Raw genomic sequence first — 20,050 nt, 5'->3', positions numbered from 1 at the left:
GGCGCGTTCGCCGTTATCCCGCGTCAGCATTGGCTGACACGGGGTTTGCTCCGGCAGCGCTTACAGCGCTGGTGCGGGCACTGTGGCGGCAGGCAGTGGCGCTTTCAGCTGTTGCAGTTGCGTCTTGACCGGCGGCGTGGCGCACTTGGCAGCCGCTTCTTCGGCGCTTAGATCGCGGACCGAGGTGTAGAACAGCTCACAGGTTTTGACCTTTTGCGTCACCTGCCATGTTTGCGTGCAACTGTTCAGTGTGGCCTGCGCATCGCTGCCCGGTTTACTGCCCATACCAGCCTGCCAGCAGGCAGCACTCAAATCCTGGCCCATGACTTTCAGGCCCGCCGCGTCGGCCTTGGCCTGGGCGTCGTCGCCGGTGTAGCTCTTTGGGTCGGCGGCGTACCAGATGTAACTCGGGTGATTCGAACCGAGCACCGGCACATTCACCCCTTCGCTCGGACTGATGCTCGCCAGCCCCAATACGCCAACTGTCGGCCCATATTGCTCCTTGATCCAGTTGCGCACCGGCGCCCCGAACGCAACCATCGGCAGCGTCGTGCCGCTGGCGGTCTGGCTGAACTGCTTGACCAGCGTGGTCTGGTAATCCTTGAAGTAGTCGTAGACGTCCTCCAGATCCCCGCCAGCATTGGACGGCGCGGCGATCGGCGCGATGTCGATGATGGTCTGGTAAGCCGGCGTTTGCCCGGCAGGGATGCCGTTATCGGTCAGCAAAGTCGCCCAGCGATCGGTGGTGTTCGAGCGCAGGTAGTCCTGCGCCTGGGTCAGCGAGTAGTCAGGCGGGAAGTGCAGCAACTCGACGCTCTTGCGATTCTCCAGGGCCATGCCCAACGGCAGGAACATATACCAGCTATAGGCCCATTTGCCATCGGCATTCAGCTTGCTGGCGCCGGCATAAGCCAAATCGCCGGCGTCGAGCAACGCTGACAGCGGCTTGTCATAGCCGTCGGGGACACCGCTGATCTCGGCGTAGATCTGATCGTTGTCGGTCTTCACCAGCACCTTGGCATCGGCGTAACCGTCGCGCTGTACGCTCTGGCTCAAGTAATGAGCGACGGTCTGCTCCAGCGTCCATTTGCGAAAGCAGATCACGCTACAGTTGTTGGGGTAGGCGAAGAGGCGGGTGACGCGCTCGGTGCTGCCCAGTTTCACGTCGACATCGGCGTGAGCGGCGGCGCTTAACGTCAGTGCAACGAGGGTAAGTCCTGCGAGTTTGGACATGCTCAGATCCTTTTCAGCGTGGGTTCCCCTCGGTTTGGGGGCGCTTCATAGTGGATCAGTGGTGTCTGACAGAAAAGCGGTTGAGTGTGGATTCTTGCCTGAATGCGGTATTACCCAAGCAGCGCACATATTGTTACGGCTGTGCCAACAAGCACGCTGCCTGGTGCGCGTCCGCACTGCTAGACTGCAGCGACATTGATTTTTTCACGGGTGATTCATGAAGCCTTCTACTGCTCTCGACATGCAAAGGTCCGCCGTCCGCGAAGTGATCGGGCGCTTTCGTGTGGCCAACCCGCGTGTATTTGGTTCAGCATTGCTGGGGACGGATCTGGACGGTAGCGATCTCGATCTGCTGGTTGACCCGCTGCCCGGCACGACGCTTTTTGATCTCGGCGGACTTCAGGTTGAGCTTGAAGACCTGCTGGGTGTTGCGGTCGAGGTGCTGACCCCCGGCGACCTGCCAGTGAAATTTCGTCAGCAGGTGCTTGATCAGGCGCGCCCCGTATGAACGAGAACCGGCGAGATGATTATCTTGAACATATTCGTCAGGCCGCGAGCGATGCGCTTATCTTCGTCGAGGGCCTGAACAAAGATGAATTCGCTGAAGATAAGAGAACGCAGCAAGCGGTGATCATGAGCCTGATCATCATTGGAGAGGCAGCGACCAAGATCATGGATCGTTACCCTGAGTTCACTGTTGAAAACGCGCAGGTGCCGTGGCGCAGCATGCGTGGGATGCGTAATCGAATTGCTCACGGTTATTTCGATATCAATCTGGACGTTGTCTGGGAAACCGTTCAGGTTGCGTTACCTGCACTGTTGAAGTCCCTTCCGACCGCTCAAGGTTGAATACGCCTGTCCGAAGACAGGCGTATTAAAGTCTACCTACGGCATCACCGGCGGCGTATACGCCAATGTCGTCCCCAGCGCCCACAACAGCAGCAGCACCAGTGGCGTGTGCACCAGCAATTGCACGAACGAGAAGCCGATCAGATCCCGCGCCTTCAACCCGAGCACGCCCAGCAGCGGCAGCATGTAGAACGGGTTGATCAGGTTCGGCAGGGCTTCGGCGGCATTGTAGATCTGCACTGCCCAGCCGAGATGGTATTGCAGGTCATTGGCGACTTGCATCACGTACGGCGCTTCGATGATCCACTTGCCACCGCCGGACGGGATGAAGAATCCGAGAATCGCCGAATAGACGCCCATCAGCAGCGCATAGGTGTCGTGGGAGGCGATGCTGACAAAGAAAGTCGAGATGTGATGCGCGAGGGTTTGCGCATCGGCGCCTTTGACCGTGGTCATCAGCGCGGCGATCGAGCCGTACAACGGAAACTGGATCAACACGCCAGTGGTGGTCGGCACCGCACGGGCCACCGCATCCAGAAAGCTGCGCGGGCGCCAGTGCAGCAGCGCGCCGAGCATGATGAACAGGAAGTTATAGGTGTTCAGGCCGGAAATCGCGGTAATCGCCGGTTTGGTCGAAAACTCGTGAAACAGCCATCCCGCCGCCAGCAGCACCAACACGATGATCAGCAACGGGCTGTGTTCCAGCCATTCGCCGGGGCGCGTGCGCGGTTGCAGCGGCGGCAGGTTGAACGCCGGGTCGATGCCACAGGCCTTGGCGTCGCGTGCCGAATTCGGCCCGGGCGCTGTGGCGTAGGCGATGATGATCGAAATCACGATCAGCGCCAGCAGCATGACCCCGGACTGCCAGAGAAAAATGGTTTCGGTGAAAGGGATCACGCCAGTGATCGACAGGATCGACGGCGGCAGGCTGCCCGGGTTGGCCTGCAACTGTGCGGCTGACGATGACAAGCCCAGCGCCCACACCGCGCCAAGTCCCAGATATGCCGCAGCACCGGCCGCGCGGTAATCCATTTTCAGGTCGGTGCGGCGGGCGAGGGCGCGTACCAGCAGCCCGCCGAATACCAGCGACAGACCCCAATTGAGCAGCGATGCGACCATCGAAATCAACGCTACCCAGGCCACGGCGGAGCGGCCGTTCTTCGGGATGCGTGCCAGTTTGTCGATCAGCTTGACTGCGGGCGGAGAGCTAGCGACGACGTAGCCGCCGATCACCACGAAGGCCATCTGCATGGTGAACGGGATCAGGCTCCAGAAGCCGTCGCCGAAGGCCATCGCTGCAGCGGTGGGTGTGGCGCCCATGGCCAGAGTGGCCAGCGCAACGATGATGACGGCCAACGCGGCGAATACCCAGGAATCGGGAAACCAGCGTTCGGCAAAACTGGAACAGCGCAGGGCAAAGCGCGCGGAGCGGCTATCTTCGATATCAACGGCCACAGGAAGTACCTCGGATTTTTTATGGTTATTTTGATCCGTGGGAGCAGTCGCCCGGCTCGACAGCCACAGAGAACCCTGGGGGAGCGAGCCTGCTCGCGAAGACGTCGGCACATTCAGCATCAGGTTGTCTGAACTGACGCTTTCGCGAGCAGGCTCGCTCCCACGTGGGCGGCTGGTCGGTGTTGGCGTGGTCCCTTGGACAGGCGCTAACAGTAAATCAAGCGCCGCCCTTTTGTTGAGCAGGTTTTCGCAAACCGAGACTATGGTCTGACGGGTTGTCGATCCGCGCTTTTGCGTAGACCATGAGCGCCTTGGTTTTTGCCGATGCCTGAGTTCTTTGTCATGACTGCCAACTCCCCAGCCCGACCGGCGCCGTTCAGCCGTGCCGATTACAAGACCCTCGGCCTTGCGGCGCTCGGCGGGGCGCTGGAAATCTACGATTTCATCATTTTCGTATTCTTCGCACTGACCCTGAGTCAGTTGTTCTTCCCCCCGGAAATGCCCGAGTGGCTGCGTTTGCTGCAGAGTTTCGGCATCTTCGTCACCGGTTATCTGGCGCGGCCTCTGGGCGGGATTCTGATGGCGCATTTCGCCGACCGTCTGGGCCGCAAAAAGGTGTTCAGCCTGAGCATCCTGATGATGGCGCTGCCGTGCCTGCTGATCGGGATCATGCCGACCTACGCGCAGATCGGCTATTTCGCACCCTTGCTGTTGCTGGCGCTGCGCATCCTGCAAGGCGCTGCGGTGGGCGGCGAAGTGCCGAGTGCCTGGGTGTTCGTCGCCGAGCATGCCCCGACCGGCCATCGCGGTTACGCCCTCGGTTTCCTGCAGGCCGGCCTGACCTTCGGTTACTTGATCGGCGCACTCACCGCGACCTTCCTCGCGCAGGTGTTCACGCCTGCCGAAATTCTCGATTACGCCTGGCGCTTTCCATTCCTGTTGGGCGGTGTGTTTGGCGTGGTGGGCGTTTACCTGCGCCGCTGGCTCAGCGAAACCCCGGTGTTCATGGCCATGGAAGCGCAACGCGAGGCGCGGGTCGAACTGCCGCTGCGCACGGTGTTGCGTGAACATCGTCTGGCCATGCTCCCGGCCATGTTGCTCACCTGCGTACTCACCTCGGCGGTGGTGGTGTTCGTGGTCATCACCCCGACCATGATGCAGAAAACCTTCGGCATGACCGCCAGCTACACCTTCGGCCTCAGTGCCTTGGGCATCGTCTTCCTCAATATCGGCTGCGTGATCGCCGGTCTGCTGGTCGACCGCATCGGCGCCTGGCGCACGGTCATGCTCTACAGCCTGTTGCTGCCGCTGGGCATTGGCGTGTTGTATGGCTGTCTGATCATGGGCGGCCATTGGATCGGCATGGCCTATGCGGTCGCCGGTCTCGCTTGTGGGGTAGTGGGTGCGGTGCCTTCGGTGATGGTCGGGTTGTTCCCGGCGCGGATTCGCGTGTCGGGCATTTCCTTCACCTACAACATTGCCTACGCCGCCTGGGCAAGTATCACGCCGCTGTTGCTGATAGGTCTGATGCCGTGGAGCCCGTGGGTCTGCGTGATCTTCTGTGCAGTGATGGGCGCGGTGGGAGTTCTGACAGCGGCGTATTTCGGTGCGCGCATGCCACGTACCGGACCGTGTCAGGCTGCCGGCGCTGCCTGAACCGCAAGCGCCGGATTATTTTCGACTGACGGGTCTGAAGCTGGCTTCAGAAAAGCTGCGCATGGCCGATGGCTAGGTTGTATCCGCTAACTACCCTGCCATCGGTGCCTTCCATGTTCAATAAACGCTTGAAACAAGAGCTGGCCGCTCTGCGCGAAGAACTCTCCAGCCTTGTACAAGTGAAGGAAAGCCTGGAAAGCGAAATGCTCGCGCTGACCCTTGAGCCCGACGGGCGGATTCGTTCGGTCAACCAGAATTTTCTCGATGAAATGCTCTACAAGAGCCAGGACCTGGTCGGCCGGGCAATTGAAGACATCGTGCCGGCCCACGTCAAAACCGACGAATTCCATCAGCGCTTAAAAAACTCGATGAGCCGTGGCGAGCATTTTGCCGGCGCCGTGCGCCTGTTGCGCGGCAATGGCGACGAGGCGTGGCTGCGTTCCATCGTGCAACCGGTGCGCTCGTCCGATGGCCGGATCAGACACATCTCCTTCTACGCCAGCGACCTGACCCGCACCATCGAAGCCTCCCGCGAGCATGAGAACCTGATCGGCGCGCTGGTGCGCTCCACCGCCGTGATCGAGTTCGATCTCAACGGCAATGTGCTCAGCGCCAATGATCGCTTCCTCAACGGCATGGGTTACAGCCTGGCGCAGATCAAAGGCAAACATCACCGCACATTCTGCGCCCCGGATGAGTACAACAGCGCCGAGTACCAGAACTTCTGGCGGCGCTTGAACAGCGGTGAGTTTGTCGCTGGCCGCTTCAAGCGTATCGACAGCCATGGTCGGACGGTGTGGCTGGAAGCGTCCTACAACCCGGTGGTTGATGCCAACGACAAACTGTACAAAGTGGTGAAGTTCGCCACGGTGATTACTGATCAGGTCAACCGCGAGCAGGCGGTTGCCGACGCGGCCAGCATCGCTTACAGCACCTCGCAACAAACCGACAGCACCGCGCAACGGGGCACCACGGTCGTCACCGAAGCGGTGAACGTGATGCGTGATTTGTCGCGTCACATGCAAGCCGCCGGCGAAGGTATCGAGGCGCTGAACGAGCAGTCGCTGGTGATCGGCACGATCGTCAAAACCATCAGCGGCATTGCCGAACAGACCAACCTGCTGGCGCTCAACGCTGCCATCGAAGCCGCCCGGGCCGGCGAGCAGGGCCGTGGTTTTGCCGTGGTCGCGGACGAGGTTCGGCAACTGGCCTCGCGCACCAGCCAGGCGACGGACGAAATCGTCGGCGTGGTACGGCAGAACCAGGAAATGGCCCGCAATGCCGTGGCGCTGATGACCGACGGCAAGCTTCAGGCTGAACAGGGCCTGGCGTTAGCGGCGGAGGCAGGCACGGTGATTGTCGAGATTCAGGACGGTGCGCAGAAAGTGGTGGATGCGGTGGGGCAGTTTGCCAATCAGCTCTCTCACTGATCGACACTGACCAAGTGTGGGAGCGAGCCTGCTCGCGAAGGCGATTCAACATTTAACGTTAATGTTGGCTGATACACCGCTTTCGCGAGCAGGCTCGCTCCCACAGGTTCTGTGTTTCTCCAGTGGCAGCGCTACAATCGGCTCCTTTTCCTCCGGAGCAGATCCCCATGAGCGTCTCCCACCGCCGTCCGGTGCCCTTGAACAAAGCCTACCGCCTGCTCAACCACGGGCCGACCGTGCTGGTCAGCGCCGCTCACGACGGCCAGCGCAATATCATGGCCGCCGCCTGGGCCATGCCGCTGGATTTCGAACCGCCGAAAGTCGCCGTCGTCCTCGACAAATCCACCTGGACTCGCCAGTTGCTCGAAGTCTCCGGCACTTTTGTGCTGAATGTGCCTTGCGTCAATCAGGCCGATATCGTGCAAACCGTCGGCAACACCTCCGGCCTGGAAATCACCCGCAACCAAGGTCAGGACAAGTTTCAGGCGTACGGCCTACACACCTTCGCTGGCGAACAGATTGAAGCGCCGCTGCTTGAGGGCTGTGTCGCCTGGCTCGAATGCCGCCTGCTGCCGGAGCCGCGCAATCACGAGCAATACGACCTGTTCCTCGCCGAAGTCATCGCCGCCCAGGCCGACGAGCGTGTGTTCAGCGATGGGCGCTGGCATTTCGAGGGGCATGACGGCTTGCGCACGCTGCATCACGTTGCGGGCGGGCATTTCCTGAAGATTGGGGATGGGGTGGATGGCAAGACGTTGGCGGTTTAAATGACGTTGATGGAAAACCGTCAGCGGATGTAGCAAGGTAGAAGCTTCATTCCACTGCTCAGGCGCAACGCTCATGGACGTTTCTGTTGCCGGTTATCTTGCCCCGTTGCTCTCGCTGGCGCTGTTGTGGACAGTGGCGGTGGTCACGCCCGGGCCAAATTTCTTCAACATCGCGCAACTAGCGGCCAGTCACTCGCGCCGACATGGCGTGGTGGCTGCGCTGGGTGTGGCCACCGGCACGGTGCTGTGGGGCCTTGCTGGCGGCTTGGGAATCAAGACGCTGTTCAACGCCGCGCCGACCCTCTATCTGGGCTTCAAGATTGCCGGCGGTTGCTATCTGATTTATCTGGGGCTGAAGCAATTCAAGCGCAAGGCCGCGATTGCCCCCGGTGCATCGGCTGCGCCCCGGCAGACTTATTTCGGCGTCTACGCTCGCGGTTTCCTGGGCAACATGACTAATCCGAAATCGGCACTCTTTGTCGCCACCATCTTCGCCACCGCCATGCCGCCCCACGTGCCGCCGCTCCTGCTGGCGCTGGCCGTGCTGACCATGGCCACGCTGTCGTTCAGCTGGTATTGCAGCGTCGCTCTGTTCTTCGCCAGCCGCCGGGTTGCCGGTGTCTACGAGCGGTCACGCCAGTGGCTGGATCGGTTGGCAGGTGGGTGCTATTTGTTGTTTGGGGTGCATTTGGTGGCGAATCGCTGATCAATGAGAGCAATCGCTGTGCGCAAAAAAAGGCCTACCTCCCGGTAAGCCTTTTCTGCCCACTTCGTAATACTCAATCCCCCAACGCTTCTCCCTCACGGCGAGGGTCGGCACCCCCCGTCAATGTCGCTTTGCCCTGCGCATCCTTCACCCGCACGATCGCTTGGGTGCCGCTGGTCATGTCGATTTCGCTGAGCGTGTGGCCCTTGTCCTTGAGCGCCTGAATCAGCGCCGGGCTGAACTGTCCCTGTTCCAATTCGGTGGGGCCATTGCGGCTGCCGAAGTTGGGCAGGTTGATCGCACTTTGTGCATCGAGGTTCCAGTCGAGCAGGCCGATGGTGGTTTTGGCTACGTATTCGATGATTTGCGAGCCGCCGGGCGAGCCGACTGTGGCGACGAATTCACCAGTGTTGCGATCAAAGATCAGCGTCGGCGCCATCGACGAACGTGGGCGTTTTCCGGATTCGACGCGGTTGGCGACTTTCTGCCCGTTCTCTTCAGGGATGAAGGAGAAGTCGGTCATCTGGTTGTTCAACAGAAAGCCCTGAACCATCAGGTGCGAGCCGAAGGCGGCTTCGATGGTGGTGGTCATCGACACGGCGCCGCCGAGATCATCCACCGCGACCACTTGCGAGGTCGAGATGCGCAACGGCGAGCGGTCCGGTGCGTAGGCAACCTGTACGCCCGGCGGTGTGCCCGGTTTGGCGCTGCCCATGCTGCGCTCGCCGATCAGGCTGGCGCGGCTGGCCAGGTAGGCAGGATCGAGCAGACCTTTGACCGGCACCGGGACGAAGTCGGTGTCGGCCACGTATTGCGCACGGTCGGCATAGGCCAGACGTTCAGCCTCGGCGATCAGATGCACCGCTTGCGGCGCCGGTTCCATGCCGGCCGGCGTATTGGTGTTCACTGGTTTGAGCGGCGTCAGCGACAGGCGTGGATCGCGAGTCTCCAGCGCCTGCAACGTGCCGAGAATCTGCGCCACGGCGATCCCGCCCGACGACGGTGGCGGCATGCCGCAGACCTGCCAACGCTTGTAGTCGGTACACAGCGGCGCGCGCTCCTTGGCCTGATAACGCTGCAAATCGGTCAGCGACAGGCTGCCGGGGTTGGCGTGCTGTTGAACCCTGGCGACGATCTCTTCGGCGATCGGACCTTTGTACAGCGCATCGGCACCTTCGCTGGCGATGCGTTTGAACACGGCGGCCAATTTCGGGTTTTGCAGGCGCGTGCCGACAGCTTTGACGCTGCCATCCTCATTGAGGAAGTACGCAGCCATGTCTGGCGACTGGCGTATCAGTGGATCGGCAGTCAGCAGCGAATGCAGGCGCGGGGAAATCGCAAAGCCTTGCTCGGCCAGTTTCATCGCTGGCTCAAACAGCTTCGCCCATGGCAAGCGACCGTGCTGCCGATGCGCCAGCTCCAGCGCCCGCAATACTCCGGGCGTACCGACCGAGCGGCCGCCGATCTGCGCTTGCGTAAAGGCCATCGGTTTACCGTCAGCCTTCAGGAACAGCTTCTCGGTGGCCCCGGCCGGCGCCGTTTCGCGGCCGTCATAGGTGCGCACCTGCTTGCCATCCCACAACACAATCATCGCCCCGCCACCGATCCCGGAAGACTGCGGCTCAACCAGCGTCAACACCGCCTGCATCGCAATCGCCGCATCAATCGCCGAACCACCCTGACGCAACATCTCCCGCCCGGCTTCGGCCGCGAGTGGATTGGCAGCAGCGGCCATGTGCTTATTGGCGTGACGGGTTTGCAGATCAGTGCGGTAACCGGAAGCGGCTTCCGGTGCCAGCGGCAAGGAAGAAGAGGGCGGGGCGTTGCATGCGGTGAGGGTCAGAGCGCTGACAAGCAGTGTCAGGGCTGGCAGGCGAAAGCGCTTCAAGGGCTGGGCTGGAAACACGCGGGCTCTCCGTCCGTGGGGTGAAAGTCTTCGGGGACTTTATCGAGCGGGCGGGCGGGGCGCAAACTGCGTGAGGATTACAGCCCTCCCGCTCAGCGGCCGCGCCAATCGATTGGCCGAAAACGATGCCCTTGTGGGAGCGAGCCTGCTCGCGAAAGCGGTAACTCAGGCGATGCGATCTTCTTGAGAGTGATGCAGGGTTAGTGAGTCATAAACTTATTGCTTGAAGCCGGGTAGACCATGGGTACAGCGCCACTTTTTCACGATTTCGGTAATGCCCTCGGCTGTTTGTTGTTTCATATCCTCGGGCCAATAGATGAGGTCAGTGCCCGCTGGGTGCTCACACAGACGTACAAATTCAAACAACAGCGGATCGAGAATCTCGTCTGGGCTTGTGTTGGCTGCAAGAACAGATTGCACAAATTTCAAGAATTCTGCTTCGGTGTAGTCGGATATGTTAGTCATAACGTCCTCAAGTTGAAGTTCCACAGTTCAAATGAAACGGGCGGCAGGATTCATGTCTTGAACCCGGGTAGTCGATTCGCTTCGCGCCATGCCATGACTGTACGAGCTATTCCGGCAGATGTTGTATCTGCTCCGGGCTCGGGGTAGTAGATCAGATCCATCCCGCTCGGATGTCCTACTATCTTGTTGAAGTGCAGTATCAATGCATCTGCACGGAGATCTGTCGGCGCTATATCTTCCTTTCTTATTTCATCTATGAGATCAATGAAATCCTGCTCGGTATAGTCGGAAAAGCTGCTTTTGATGAATGGGTCGCTCATGGTATGCCCTTATTTACGGTGTACGTCGACATGGTTTTTGGGCGTGTACACCCTTAGGTTATCTACGTTGTAGATATCACCACCTTCGGATATCGGTTCCACATGATGAATCTCATGAGAGATCCTTTTCCCTGCTGCATCACCTAAGCGGACGCGGGGCGCATTTCCGGTGCGCATACGTCGTAGATTATCTTCGCTGACCTGTTGTGCCACTGCGCTGTCTTTTGAGGCAACGGCCCAAAAAGCCCGCCTAAACGAATCAAAACTAGAATATTCGCTCCCTCTGAGTTTATCGGCGATGCTGGTTGGAATAGGGGCGCCACCCTGAGCTTGAGCATGGTCAAGCCAAATACCGCCCACATCCTCACCCACCCCGTAACGATCCCCGGCGTCTGCCTCGCCGGCCTCGAATAAACCACATACAACGACTTCAGCCCGGTGTCCGCCGGGAACACCAGAATACAATCCTCGGCCGTTACATCCTCGCCCGGCAGACCCTCAATCTGGCTATCGGTGTTGTCCGGGATCGGGTGGACGAGGATCGGGTCGAGTGCCTCACCATGGTCGGGATAAACCAGCGGAGGCATCGACCCCAACGGCCCGCGCTGCGGCGTCCAGAGAATGGTGATGCCGTTGAGCTTGGCCTCCATGGCGGTCTTGTCGGCGTTCCACTTGACGTTCACCGTGCGTACGGCGTCGTCGCCAGAGGCGCCGGAGTGGATGCCGTAGACCCGCAGAACACCTTCGGCATCACGACGAAACTGGAAACGCACGCGCGTGGTGGCGCGGCTCATGCGGCGTAGTTCTTCGTCGGTGTGAAGCGTGCCGTCGGCCATTTTGCTCGGCAGCATTCCCAGCACAAACACGCTGGCCGGCCCGCCGGCGCCACGGATGGCCCAGTTCAGGCGCTGTTGCAAAATCCCGCCGCCGGCCAGACGCCCCAAAGCCAGGTCGGCGCCAATTGCCGTCGCGACAGCGGTACTGGTGGAGGGCATGAGCATGGCGCCGGCGACCATGATCTTGCCGAAGTTGCTGGCTGGCTCCTCGGCAGTGCCAGCGTCCGTGCGACACCAGTTGTCCGGCGTGCAGGACTTGGCAAATACCCTGTCTTCGCGTGGCTTGGGCGCAGGCCACTCATCCTTCTCGATGTACACCGGCTCCGGCGCTTTCGGTGGAAGCAAAGTAAACCAGGCCCTGCCACCGCTATACGGATTTAATAACCAGTCATCATCGAGAAGGTATTTGTATTGAGGCATGCCAACTCCCTGCATGGCGCTGAATCGAGCCAGGGGAGCTTGTCGGTCGAAGGGCAATTCAGGGAGAGAGCGGCGGGTGCTTGAAGTGATGAAAAATCCAGTTCTTACGTGAGCAAAGCCTGCTTCCTACAGGGCTATCTCAGTCCAGCGGTTTTGCGCCTGATTCGGGCAAAACCATTGTCGGTCGCGCCTGTAGTCTTTTCCTTTGAATCGCTGACTACGCCGGATTTCTCTTACAGATTATTCAGGTCGACAGCCTACGCGGCGTTGCCTGAGGATGGTTTCTGTAGTTTTTCCAGGATGGATATCAGATGAAGAGGATGAGTCCGTTGCCATTCGATTTTATTTTCAGTCGGCCGCTGTCATGAGCATTTCCAATGAGGATCGTGATTTTCTGGTTGCGTTGGGCAGTCGCATTGCGCATTTACGTAAGGTGCACGAGATAACACAGACGCGGTTTGCAAGGGCTTTAGGTCTTTCTCGGCAGACCTTTCAGGGTTACGAGGAGGGCACGCGCAGCATGCCGGTCACGACACTGGTGAAGATGGCATTTGCGCTTCGCGTTCCCGTTGAAGACCTGCTCGGGGTTCCCTCGTACACGGAGACGCCCAGACGCAGCTTGACCTCGACGTGGTATCGACGGCTGCAGTCCATCAATGAGCTTTCGAAGGTCCAACAGAAGGTAATTGCGCAGATGCTTGACGCGCTGATCGCACAGGCAGCGACCAAAACAAGCAACGAAGAAAAAGAAGTTTGAAGTAACCCAAAGAACGCGGAACCAAGGTGCACGAACACCCAGGTCCCGCTAACCACAAGCAGCTAAACAGGAGCTAATTATGGCTAAAACCAATCATACGACATCAACTCCCATCACTGAACGCCGGTTGAAAATCGCCGCAGATTTCTACCCGGTCCACACCAAGGAAAAGCCCTACAGCCCCGCCAAACCCGTACCCTGGATCAGACTGCGCGGCCTGTGGTTACGGCAGGCAGGATTCGAGGTAAACGAGAACGTCAAAGTGCGCGTGATGAAAGGGTGTCTGGTCATTACAGCCGAATAGATGAATCATCCAAGTAAAGCCGCAACGCCATTTGCGTAGGAAAAACGCCGCTAACCCTCAAAGAATAGCGGCGTTTTTTCTCATATAGCGCTCTTGATTATCTAGAGTTTTATGGCGGGCGGGGCCCGTAATACCTGGCTAAAAGCCTGGTTGTGAGGAAGGCATTATTTTGAATTTGATATTTGGCTTATGTGAAAAAAAGGCGAATTGCAAACTGTAAGAAAGTCTGACGGATGAGCGGCTGCGAGCCCACTGATCAATCGAAAGGGCTGAAGATAGACCTTCTGTGGGTAGGGAACCGGAGGGGGAATTATTGCAGGCATAAAAAAACGGCCTACCTTTCGGTAAGCCGTTTTTAGTACTTGGTGGCTACACAGGGACTTGAACCCCGGACCCCAGCATTATGAATGCTATGCTCTAACCAACTGAGCTATGTAGCCAAGTGGCGCGCATTATTCCCCTGAAATGGCAAAGCGTCAAGCGTAAATCGAAAATATTTCTTCCTGTTTTCAACCGCTTATCCTCGGGCCCCGAAAATCGGGGCCGGGGAGGGCGTCAGCGCAGTTGGAATCTGGCGGTATTGGCGCTCAGGGCTTCGCTGCCCTGGCTCAAGGTGTCGGCCGCGAGGTTCACCGCACGTGCGCCTTCAAGCAAACGCACCGCCGCTTGATCGACCTGCTGGATATTGCCGCTGACTTCGTCGGCGGTGCTGGCCTGTTCTTCAACCGCCGTGGCGATTTGCGCCAGGGTGTCGGTGACGCTCTGTACGGCGCTGGCGATTTCTCCCAAGCGTTCGCCGAGTCCGGTGACCGCCTCGGCATCCGATTGCGCCTGACCACAGGCGGCCTCCATCAGGTTCACGGCTTCGTTGACCGTGGCGCGCAGGCTGTCGACGGTGCTGGCGATCTGCGCGGTGGACGATTGCGTGCGTTGCGAGAGGCTGCGCACCTCGTCGGCGACCACGGCAAAACCGCGACCCTGTTCGCCGGCGCGGGCGGCTTCGATGGCGGCGTTGAGTGCGAGCAGGTTGGTCTGCTCGGCGACGCCGCGAATGGTGTCCACGACCAGTTGAATCTGCTGGCCTTGCTCGCTGACCCGGCCGAGCGCGGCGGCGGTGTCGTTCAGGCGCTGATTGAGCTGCTGAATGCTGGCCGTGGTGCGTTGGCTGTCGCGGCTGCTGTCGGCGGCGATGCGCCGGGTCTGCTGGGCGCTGCCGGAGGCCTGTTCGCAACTCTGTGCGACGCCTTGCGAGGTGGCGGCCAATTGCGTGGCGGCAGCGGCGATCTGGCTGATCTGCAACTGCTGCGCCTCGACTTCGCTCAGGGCGCCGCTGGAGTGTTGGTTGAGGCTGCGTACCGCGTTGCTCAACTGCGAGGTCTCGTGGTCGACGCCAAGCATGCTGCTGCGCAATTGCACCACCGCGACGTTGAGCGCGGTGCTGATCGCCGCCAGCTCATCGCGCCCCACCACCGGCACTTGCAGGCTCAGGTTGCCGTCGCGCAAGGCCTCAGCGAGCAAGGTGATGCCGCTGGCACTGCGGCGGATCGAGGCTTGCAGGCAGACGAACAGGTACAACGCGGCCAGCAGCAGGCAACCGAAGATTGCGGCGACAACAATGAACTGGCGGATCGCCGAGCTGTAATACGCATCGAGCCGCTGATCCAGCGCGACCAGGGATTGCTGGCGCAGGGAAGCGAGGTCGGTGAGCAGCGCGTCGAGGCTGCGTTCGAAGTCCTCTGGCTTGAGGTTGATGCTGCCGCCAAACACACCGTCGTCGAGGACTTTCAGGCCGCTGTCGAGGTGTTCCAGGCTGTCGTGATACTGACCGGCCCAGGCTTGCAGCTCGGCTGGCAAACGCGCCTCCAGCAGGCCGGCGGTTTTCACCAGTTGCTCGCGGGCGTCGCCGATGCGACTGCGCAGGTCGCGCAACTGCAAGCGGCTCTGCAGGGTGAACTGCCCGGAGACCACCGAAGCCTGGCCGACCGCGGCGAGACGGCCGACCCGCTCGATCAGGTCCGGTGCGTGTTGCGTGGAAATCTGCGTCAGCAGGTAGGTTTCCAGCCACGGCGCGAGGGTCAGGCGATTGTCCATGACGATCTGCTCGCGCAAGGCTTGCAGGGCGCCCAGGGCATTGGTGAAGCGGTCATAACCGTCCGGCCACCAGCCGACACTGCTGAGGCTTTTCGTATCCAGACCATTCAGTGCTGTTTGCAGCGCCTGATAACGGTTGAGAGTTTCACCCTCGGCGCCTTCGTTTTTCAGCGCGTTGCCCAAATCTGTAGTGGCTTGCTGCACGGCCGGTTGCACCGCGTCGAACGCGCCCATTGCAGCGAGGGTGGCCGGCGTCGGTTGCCGGTTGGTTTCCGTAGCGCGCCAGCGGGCGGCGCGGTCGCGTTGCGCGGCGAGCAGGTTGTCCAGCGCATCCAGCGCGAGCAATTGACGTACCCCGGCACGTTCGCCGGAAATCAGATTGAGCTTCTCGCGATAGTCATGGCCGATCATCAACAGGCTGCCGGCCAGCGGCAGAATGAACAGCAGAAACAATAATTGGAATTTACCTGCGAAGCCAAACCGCCCCAGCAATTTGATCCCCGGTGAAAGGAAAGCCTGCATGCCTCATGACTCCTCTGGACACCACGCACCATTGGCGTGCATCGCAAGCTGTTGGCTCACGACCCGTGCCCTCTAAAAGGCCTCGAAAGTTCACCATGCCCGCTCTGTAGGCCGGCTCTGTAGCGAAACTTCCCATTGTCGAGCGCCTTTGTAAGGCGATCGTGTTCAAGGGCTGTAGCAAGGCAAGATTCAGACCATGGCGTTGCGCTATCACCTTACAGTCGACGACCAGTCAGTTAGTTAGCTGCCTAAGGGGATAGCGCGAGCGCACCGAAAAATGGCACATTGACGCACCTGCCTGCGGGCACCCATCTGCTGTCCGGAATTTTCCATGGCTATCAGCAACGTTCAGACCGCCGCTGCCTCGGCGACCGCTGCTCCGCAAAGCAGCCCCTTGGTGATGCGCATCATCGGCGCGGTGGCGCTGGCGCATCTGATCAATGACCTGATCCAGTCGGTGCTGCCGTCGATCTACCCGATGCTCAAGGCCAACTATGGCCTGACTTTCACCCAGGTCGGCCTGATCACCTTGACCTTCCAGTTGACCGCGTCGCTGTTGCAGCCGTGGGTCGGTTATCACACTGACCGGCATCCGAAACCGTGGCTGTTGCCGGCGGGCACGGTGTGTACGTTGATCGGCATTCTGATGATGTCAGTGGTCGGCAGCTTCCCATTGATTCTGCTGGCGGCGGCGCTGATTGGTATCGGCTCGTCGACCTTTCACCCGGAAGCCTCGCGTGTTGCGCGACTGGCCTCGGGCGGCCGGTTTGGTCTGGCGCAATCGACCTTTCAGGTCGGCGGCAATGCCGGCTCCGCCTTCGGCCCGTTGCTGGCGGCAGCGATCATCATTCCCTTCGGCCAAGGCAATGTGGCGTGGTTTGGCCTGTTCGCGGTTTTTGCGCTGTTCGTGCTGTACCGCATCAGCCGCTGGTACGCCAATCACCTCAACTTGTTCAAGCTCAAGGCCGGCCAAGCCGCGACGCACGGCTTATCGAAGGGCAGGGTGACCAGTGCCTTGGTGGTCCTGGGGCTGCTGGTGTTCTCCAAGTATTTCTACATGGCCAGTTTCACCAGCTACTTCACCTTCTTTCTGATCGAGAAGTTCGACCTGTCGGTTGCCAGCTCGCAGCTGCACTTGTTCCTTTTCCTGGGCGCAGTGGCGGCGGGGACGTTCTTCGGTGGACCGATTGGCGACAAGATCGGGCGCAAGGCAGTGATCTGGTTTTCCATCCTGGGGGTGGCGCCATTCACCTTGATCCTGCCGCATGTCGATCTGTTCTGGACCAGCATTCTCAGCGTGGTGATCGGCTTCATTCTGGCGTCGGCATTCTCGGCGATCGTGGTGTACGCGCAGGAACTGGTGCCAGGCAATGTCGGGATGATTGCCGGGATTTTTTTCGGTCTGATGTTTGGTTTCGGCGGGATTGGCGCAGCGCTGCTCGGGCATCTGGCGGATGTGCACGGGATTGAGTACGTGTATTTCCTGTGCTCGTTCTTGCCGTTGTTTGGTGTGTTGGCGATCTTTTTACCGCGTACCAGAAAGGCCTGAACAGACGAATCGAACTGTGGGAGCGAGCCTGCTCGCGAATGGATGGGTCAGTTGACGAATGCTTAGCTTACACGCCACATTCGCGAGCAGGCTCGCTCCCACAGGGAAATGTACTCAGTCACTGAATTTCAGGCACAAAAAAGCCGCGTATCAAACGCGGCTTTTTGTTGCCCGGCTGTTGCTTAGACGTTGAAGCGGAAGTGCATCACGTCGCCGTCCTTGACGATGTAATCCTTGCCTTCCAGGCGCCACTTGCCGGCTTCTTTGGCGCCGGCTTCGCCCTTGTACTGGATGAAGTCGTTGTAGGCGATGACTTCGGCACGGATGAAGCCTTTTTCGAAGTCGGTGTGGATCACGCCGGCGGCCTGTGGGGCGGTGGCACCGACCTTGACGGTCCAGGCGCGGACTTCTTCGACACCGGCGGTGAAGTAGGTCTGCAAGTGGAGCATTTCGTAGCCGGCGCGGATCACGCGATTCAGGCCAGGCTCTTCCAGGCCCAGAGCCTCGAGGAACATGTCCTTCTCTTCGCCGTCGTCGAGCTCGGCGATTTCCGCTTCGATCTTGTTGCACACCGGAACGACCATGGCGCCTTCTTCTTCGGCAATGGCCTTGACCACGTCCAGGTGCGGGTTGTTCTCGAAGCCGTCTTCCGCCACGTTGGCGATGTACATGACCGGCTTGGTGGTCAGCAGGTGGAAGCCCTTGATCACGGCTTTCTCATCCGCGCTCATGTTTTTCATCAGGCTGCGTGCCGGCTTGGCTTCGGTGAAGTGCGCGATCAGTTGCTCGAGCAGAGCCTTCTGAACCACGGCGTCCTTGTCACCGCCCTTGGCGTTGCGCGCGACTTTCTGCAGTTGTTTCTCGCAGCTGTCGAGGTCGGCGAAGATCAGTTCCAGGTCGATGATTTCGATGTCGCGTTTCGGGTCGACACTGTTGGAAACGTGAATCACGTTGTCGTCTTCGAAGCAGCGCACCACGTGAGCGATAGCGTCGGTTTCACGGATGTTGGCCAGGAACTTGTTGCCCAGACCTTCACCTTTCGAGGCGCCAGCGACGAGGCCCGCGATGTCGACGAATTCCATGGTGGTCGGCAGGATGCGCTTGGGATTGACGATGGCCGCCAGCGCTTCCAGACGCGGATCCGGCATCGGCACGATGCCGCTGTTCGGCTCGATGGTGCAGAAGGGGAAGTTCTCGGCCGCGATACCGGATTTGGTCAGGGCGTTGAACAGGGTGGACTTGCCGACGTTAGGCAGGCCGACGATGCCGCAATTGAATCCCATGGTGTTTCCCCTCGGGTAAAAGTCAGGCCTTCTGGCTGTGCAGGTTTTTCATCGCGCGGTTCCATTCCCCGGCGAGGATATCCGGCAGCACGCCGAGGGCAAAGTCGATGCTGGCATCGAGTTTTTCCTGTTCGGCGCGTGGCGCACGACCCAGGACGAAATTTGAAACCATACTGGCAACGCCCGGGTGGCCGATGCCAAGCCGCAGGCGGTAGAACGTATTCTGATTGCCCAGTTGCGCAATGATGTCGCGCAACCCGTTGTGACCGCCATGGCCGCCGCCCTGCTTGAGCTTGGCAACGCCCGGAGGCAAGTCGAGTTCGTCATGCGCCACGAGGATTTCTTCAGGCTTGATGCGGAAGAAACCGGCGAGTGCCGCCACGGCCTGGCCGCTGCGGTTCATGTAGGTGGTGGGAATCAGCAGACGAACATCCTGACCCTGATGCGAGTAGCGCCCGGTCAGGCCGAAATATTTGCGATCGGCCACAAGATTCACATTCTGTGCGTGGGCGATGCGCTCAACAAAAAGGGCCCCTGCGTTATGCCGGGTCTGTTCGTATTCAGCGCCTGGATTTCCCAGGCCAACGATCAGTTTGATGGCAGTCACGATAGGGGCCCTTCCTTGGAGTGGTGGATAACATTGCCGCGATCGGGGAAAGCGGCGAAAGTGGACGAAAAATGCTCATTTACCATGGATGTAAACTCCGCGTTCTCGCCCGCTTTCTCGCTACGTTCCAGTCCGCGATGTTACTTGCTCACTCCGGCATGACAGAGTGAATTACTCTGCTGCGCCTTCTTCGGTAGGTTCTGCAGCAACACGTGGAGCGTGGACGTTGGCAACAGCCTTGTCATCGCCGTGTGCCAGAGCAACGAACTCAACACCTTTAGGAGCTTTGAGGTCCGACAGGTGGATGATGGTGCCGATTTCTGCTTTCGACAGGTCGACTTCGATGAACTCAGGCAGATCTTTTGGCAGGCAGGTCACTTCGATTTCAGCAACAACGTGCGAAACTTCGCCGCCTTTCTTCACTGGAGCTTCTTCGCCAACAAAGTGTACAGGCACGATAGCGGTCAGTTTCTGGCCAGCTACAACGCGTACGAAGTCAGCGTGCATCACGTGGCCTTTGGCCGGGTGACGCTGCAGAGCCTTGATGATTACGTTCTGCTTGGTGCCACCAACGTTCAGTTCGATGATGTGGCTGTAAGCCGCTTCGTTTTCGAGCAGTTTGGCAACTTCTTTGGCCAGCATGCTGATGGATTCAGGGGCTTTGTCGCCACCGTAAACTACAGCTGGAACCAGGCTTGCGAGACGACGCAGGCGGCGGCTCGCACCTTTCCCCAGGTCGGAACGCACTTCAGCATTCAGAGTAAAATCGTTCATTTTGTATCTCCAAAATAGCCATGACCGAGTGGCGTTTGCGACCAGCGCCGAACACGGTATGGGCAAAAAAGCCCCGCCCCGACAGGAATGCCGGGGCGGGGCGCTTTTCGTCAACGAGAC

General features: G+C 59.7%; 19 protein-coding genes, 1 tRNA gene and 2 pseudogenes. 10 read left to right on the top strand and 12 right to left on the bottom strand.

Annotated elements, in window-relative coordinates; translation table 11 throughout:
• Positions 1-60: 60 nt before the first annotated feature.
• Positions 61-1,233, bottom strand: a complete 1,173-nt coding sequence (locus tag OC605_RS03540; protein WP_262136323.1) for a hypothetical protein — start codon at positions 1,231-1,233, stop codon at positions 61-63.
• Positions 1,234-1,450: 217 nt separating this feature from the next.
• Here OC605_RS03540 and OC605_RS03535 point away from each other — a divergent pair, with 217 nt between their 5' ends.
• Both OC605_RS03535 and OC605_RS03530 read left to right on the top strand, forming a co-directional pair.
• Positions 1,451-1,741 (top strand): nucleotidyltransferase family protein, encoded by a 291-nt coding sequence (locus OC605_RS03535; RefSeq protein WP_042609686.1) that lies wholly within the window; start codon positions 1,451-1,453, stop codon positions 1,739-1,741.
• Positions 1,738-2,082: a DUF86 domain-containing protein gene (locus tag OC605_RS03530; RefSeq protein WP_129997694.1), complete on the top strand. Its 345-nt coding sequence runs from the start codon at positions 1,738-1,740 to the stop codon at positions 2,080-2,082. Before OC605_RS03535 ends, OC605_RS03530 begins: the two co-directional genes overlap by 4 nt.
• Before the next feature lie 36 nt (positions 2,083-2,118).
• Here the strand turns inward: OC605_RS03530 and OC605_RS03525 are convergent, their stop codons facing one another.
• A complete protein-coding gene (locus OC605_RS03525; protein ID WP_262136322.1) occupies positions 2,119-3,537 on the bottom strand; it encodes a short-chain fatty acid transporter in 1,419 nt (472 codons plus the stop codon).
• Positions 3,538-3,879: 342 nt separating this feature from the next.
• On the opposite strand from OC605_RS03525, the gene OC605_RS03520 reads away from it, so the two are divergent.
• The 5 genes and pseudogenes from OC605_RS03520 (at position 3,880) to OC605_RS03505 (ending at position 8,096) form a co-directional block, all read left to right on the top strand.
• The gene (locus OC605_RS03520) at positions 3,880-5,193 is read left to right on the top strand and encodes an MFS transporter (protein WP_262136321.1); all 1,314 of its coding nucleotides are present in this window, start codon (positions 3,880-3,882) and stop codon (positions 5,191-5,193) included.
• Positions 5,194-5,261: 68 nt separating this feature from the next.
• Positions 5,262-6,083: pseudogene (locus OC605_RS28120) on the top strand (PAS domain-containing protein); the annotation flags it as partial.
• Positions 6,063-6,623, top strand: a complete 561-nt coding sequence (locus tag OC605_RS28115) for a methyl-accepting chemotaxis protein (protein ID WP_241663599.1) — start codon at positions 6,063-6,065, stop codon at positions 6,621-6,623. The pseudogene OC605_RS28120 and the gene OC605_RS28115, both read left to right, overlap by 21 nt.
• A 167-nt stretch (positions 6,624-6,790) precedes the next feature.
• Positions 6,791-7,390: a flavin reductase family protein gene (locus OC605_RS03510; protein WP_262136320.1), complete on the top strand. Its 600-nt coding sequence runs from the start codon at positions 6,791-6,793 to the stop codon at positions 7,388-7,390.
• 73 nt (positions 7,391-7,463) lie between these two features.
• Positions 7,464-8,096, top strand: coding sequence for a LysE family translocator (locus OC605_RS03505; RefSeq protein ID WP_130888168.1), 633 nt, complete (start codon positions 7,464-7,466; stop codon positions 8,094-8,096).
• A gap of 73 nt (positions 8,097-8,169) precedes the next feature.
• Here the strand turns inward: OC605_RS03505 and ggt are convergent, their stop codons facing one another.
• From ggt to OC605_RS28105, 5 genes and pseudogenes are all read right to left on the bottom strand, one after another.
• Positions 8,170-10,002 (bottom strand): gamma-glutamyltransferase, encoded by a 1,833-nt coding sequence (gene ggt / locus OC605_RS03500; RefSeq protein WP_262136319.1) that lies wholly within the window; start codon positions 10,000-10,002, stop codon positions 8,170-8,172.
• Positions 10,003-10,218: 216 nt separating this feature from the next.
• On the bottom strand, positions 10,219-10,467 hold the full coding sequence (locus OC605_RS03495; protein WP_262136318.1) for a bacteriocin immunity protein: 249 nt from the start codon (positions 10,465-10,467) through the stop codon (positions 10,219-10,221).
• Between the two features lie 50 nt (positions 10,468-10,517).
• Positions 10,518-10,787, bottom strand: coding sequence for a bacteriocin immunity protein (locus OC605_RS03490; protein WP_130888171.1), 270 nt, complete (start codon positions 10,785-10,787; stop codon positions 10,518-10,520).
• A gap of 9 nt (positions 10,788-10,796) precedes the next feature.
• Positions 10,797-11,147, bottom strand: coding sequence for a hypothetical protein (locus OC605_RS28110; protein WP_410055976.1), 351 nt, complete (start codon positions 11,145-11,147; stop codon positions 10,797-10,799).
• A 113-nt stretch (positions 11,148-11,260) separates the two neighbouring features.
• Positions 11,261-11,581: pseudogene (locus OC605_RS28105) on the bottom strand (S-type pyocin domain-containing protein); the annotation flags it as partial.
• Between the two features lie 826 nt (positions 11,582-12,407).
• Here OC605_RS28105 and OC605_RS03480 point away from each other — a divergent pair.
• Together OC605_RS03480 and OC605_RS03475 are read left to right on the top strand one after the other, a co-directional pair.
• The gene (locus tag OC605_RS03480) at positions 12,408-12,800 is read left to right on the top strand and encodes a helix-turn-helix domain-containing protein (RefSeq protein ID WP_262136316.1); all 393 of its coding nucleotides are present in this window, start codon (positions 12,408-12,410) and stop codon (positions 12,798-12,800) included.
• Between the two features lie 79 nt (positions 12,801-12,879).
• Complete coding sequence (locus tag OC605_RS03475) at positions 12,880-13,104, top strand: type I toxin-antitoxin system SymE family toxin (RefSeq protein ID WP_262136315.1); 225 nt, start codon at positions 12,880-12,882, stop codon at positions 13,102-13,104.
• Positions 13,105-13,467: 363 nt separating this feature from the next.
• On the opposite strand, the gene OC605_RS03470 is transcribed toward OC605_RS03475, so the two are convergent.
• Together OC605_RS03470 and OC605_RS03465 are read right to left on the bottom strand one after the other, a co-directional pair.
• Positions 13,468-13,544 (bottom strand) — tRNA-Met (locus OC605_RS03470).
• A gap of 115 nt (positions 13,545-13,659) precedes the next feature.
• Positions 13,660-15,717 carry a methyl-accepting chemotaxis protein gene (locus tag OC605_RS03465; RefSeq protein WP_262136314.1) on the bottom strand — a complete coding sequence of 686 codons (2,058 nt, stop codon included), beginning with the start codon at positions 15,715-15,717 and terminating at the stop codon, positions 13,660-13,662.
• A 331-nt stretch (positions 15,718-16,048) separates the two neighbouring features.
• Between OC605_RS03465 and OC605_RS03460 the strand changes: the two genes are divergently transcribed.
• On the top strand, positions 16,049-17,266 hold the full coding sequence (locus OC605_RS03460; RefSeq protein WP_217865237.1) for an MFS transporter: 1,218 nt from the start codon (positions 16,049-16,051) through the stop codon (positions 17,264-17,266).
• Positions 17,267-17,448: 182 nt separating this feature from the next.
• On the opposite strand, the gene ychF is transcribed toward OC605_RS03460, so the two are convergent.
• The 3 genes from ychF to OC605_RS03445 all read right to left on the bottom strand — a co-directional run bounded on the left by ychF (position 17,449) and on the right by OC605_RS03445 (position 19,930).
• Positions 17,449-18,549 carry a redox-regulated ATPase YchF gene (gene ychF, locus OC605_RS03455; RefSeq protein ID WP_016773202.1) on the bottom strand — a complete coding sequence of 367 codons (1,101 nt, stop codon included), beginning with the start codon at positions 18,547-18,549 and terminating at the stop codon, positions 17,449-17,451.
• A 22-nt stretch (positions 18,550-18,571) separates the two neighbouring features.
• A complete protein-coding gene (gene pth / locus OC605_RS03450) occupies positions 18,572-19,156 on the bottom strand; it encodes an aminoacyl-tRNA hydrolase (RefSeq protein ID WP_016773203.1) in 585 nt (194 codons plus the stop codon).
• Positions 19,157-19,327: 171 nt separating this feature from the next.
• The gene (locus tag OC605_RS03445; protein ID WP_110602994.1) at positions 19,328-19,930 is read right to left on the bottom strand and encodes a 50S ribosomal protein L25/general stress protein Ctc; all 603 of its coding nucleotides are present in this window, start codon (positions 19,928-19,930) and stop codon (positions 19,328-19,330) included.
• Between the last annotated feature and the right edge of the window lie 120 nt (positions 19,931-20,050).

This window comes from Pseudomonas sp. Marseille-Q5117, from assembly GCF_946901175.1.
Lineage (GTDB): Bacteria > Pseudomonadota > Gammaproteobacteria > Pseudomonadales > Pseudomonadaceae > Aquipseudomonas > Aquipseudomonas iranensis.
Note: the sequence above shows the minus strand (reverse complement) of the source record. Positions and strands in the feature narration are given on the sequence as shown.

Excerpts from the sequence above, each read along its gene's own strand:
- ychF (WP_016773202.1), bottom strand. The coding sequence starts at position 18,549 with ATGGGATTCAATTGCGGCATCGTCGGCCTGCCTAACGTCGGCAAGTCC.
- OC605_RS03475 (WP_262136315.1), top strand. The coding sequence starts at position 12,880 with ATGGCTAAAACCAATCATACGACATCAACTCCCATCACTGAACGCCGG.
- OC605_RS03465 (WP_262136314.1), bottom strand. The coding sequence starts at position 15,717 with ATGCAGGCTTTCCTTTCACCGGGGATCAAATTGCTGGGGCGGTTTGGC.
- OC605_RS03490 (WP_130888171.1), bottom strand. The coding sequence starts at position 10,787 with ATGAGCGACCCATTCATCAAAAGCAGCTTTTCCGACTATACCGAGCAG.
- OC605_RS03530 (WP_129997694.1), top strand. The coding sequence starts at position 1,738 with ATGAACGAGAACCGGCGAGATGATTATCTTGAACATATTCGTCAGGCC.
- OC605_RS03540 (WP_262136323.1), bottom strand. The coding sequence starts at position 1,233 with ATGTCCAAACTCGCAGGACTTACCCTCGTTGCACTGACGTTAAGCGCC.
- OC605_RS03480 (WP_262136316.1), top strand. The coding sequence starts at position 12,408 with ATGAGCATTTCCAATGAGGATCGTGATTTTCTGGTTGCGTTGGGCAGT.
- OC605_RS03535 (WP_042609686.1), top strand. The coding sequence starts at position 1,451 with ATGAAGCCTTCTACTGCTCTCGACATGCAAAGGTCCGCCGTCCGCGAA.
- OC605_RS03445 (WP_110602994.1), bottom strand. The coding sequence starts at position 19,930 with ATGAACGATTTTACTCTGAATGCTGAAGTGCGTTCCGACCTGGGGAAA.
- OC605_RS03510 (WP_262136320.1), top strand. The coding sequence starts at position 6,791 with ATGAGCGTCTCCCACCGCCGTCCGGTGCCCTTGAACAAAGCCTACCGC.
- OC605_RS03520 (WP_262136321.1), top strand. The coding sequence starts at position 3,880 with ATGACTGCCAACTCCCCAGCCCGACCGGCGCCGTTCAGCCGTGCCGAT.
- OC605_RS03495 (WP_262136318.1), bottom strand. The coding sequence starts at position 10,467 with ATGACTAACATATCCGACTACACCGAAGCAGAATTCTTGAAATTTGTG.
- OC605_RS03505 (WP_130888168.1), top strand. The coding sequence starts at position 7,464 with ATGGACGTTTCTGTTGCCGGTTATCTTGCCCCGTTGCTCTCGCTGGCG.
- OC605_RS03460 (WP_217865237.1), top strand. The coding sequence starts at position 16,049 with ATGGCTATCAGCAACGTTCAGACCGCCGCTGCCTCGGCGACCGCTGCT.